This is a genomic window from Alcanivorax sp. HI0044 (genome assembly GCF_001634945.1).
Genome location: NZ_LWEZ01001231.1, coordinates 1 through 989, shown reverse-complemented (window position 1 = coordinate 989; position 989 = coordinate 1). Strand labels below are relative to the sequence as shown.

Annotated in this window: 1 protein-coding gene and 1 pseudogene; both read left to right on the top strand. The window is 55.0% G+C overall.

The window, feature by feature from the left end; all coding sequences use genetic code 11:
* Position 1: 1 nt before the first annotated feature.
* Positions 2-463, top strand: a complete 462-nt coding sequence (locus A3730_RS17425) for a MaoC family dehydratase (RefSeq protein ID WP_063518676.1) — start codon at positions 2-4, stop codon at positions 461-463.
* A gap of 275 nt (positions 464-738) precedes the next feature.
* A pseudogene (locus tag A3730_RS17420) lies at positions 739-989 on the top strand (hypothetical protein); the annotation flags it as partial.

The window sequence follows — 989 nt, the reverse complement described above, 5'->3', positions numbered from 1 at the left end:
AATGAAAGTGGTTGAGGTCGCAGCATTGGCCGATTACGTCGGCAAGGAATTGGGTGCTTCAGACTGGTTTCAGATCGATCAAGAGCGCATCAATGCTTTTGCCGATGCCACTCTGGATCATCAGTTCATTCATGTGGACCCGGAACAAGCGCGAAATACCCCCTTTGGCACCACCATCGCTCACGGTTACCTGACGCTGTCGCTGCTGCCGTATCTGCAGGCGTCCATCGACGATTTTTTGATGCCCAAAGGCATGAAAATGGCGATGAATTATGGCTTCGACAAGCTGAGATTCATGGCTCCGGTGAAGGAAGGAAAGCGGGTTCGCGCGCGTGCTACCTTGCTGGACGCTACGGAAAAGCGTGAAGGGCAGTGGCTGCTCAAGTTTGCGTTCACGGTGGATATCGAAGGTGAAGACAAGCCCGCGCTGGCGGCTGAATGGCTGCTAATGTACTTCGTCTAATCAGCTTTGCCTGCGGTTGTGTGAAGACAGGCCGCAGGCAGTTGTGCGAAGGGGATGGTGGCGGCAAAGCCCTGACACTCCACTGTTTTTTCCGCGTGTTGTTCACTTCTGTGACCTCTCTTTGGTGATTTCCTGCTATTCTTGGTCTGCTGATTTCGTCGTACTCTGGTGTGCCGACAGCGCCGGTGTCTCTCCCGGGCACAGACTCTGATATGAGCGCAGACACACACGCTCGGCATATAAGAAAAACAGAACAGTAAAGGCAGGGCAGGAAGATGTTGCACCGTCCCCGGCTGTGGTTACGCCACGTCATAGATAACCGCTCCGCCATTCGGCGGGATTTGCGCCTGAGCCTGAGCCACATCACCGACATTCCCCGAATGGTTATGCCTGCGGGAGATGAGCCGGGCGTTAGTTCTGAGCTCTCTCTGTCGTCCTATTCCAGCCGTGGCGAAGCACTGCTTTCCTTGTTGCAACTATTGGTTCCGGCCACCCGTGAATCCATCAGCCAGGGGACGCTGGTGTG

Coding starts and splice junctions, on each gene's coding strand:
- A3730_RS17425 (WP_063518676.1), top strand. CDS start 2: ATGAAAGTGGTTGAGGTCGCAGCATTGGCCGATTACGTCGGCAAGGAA.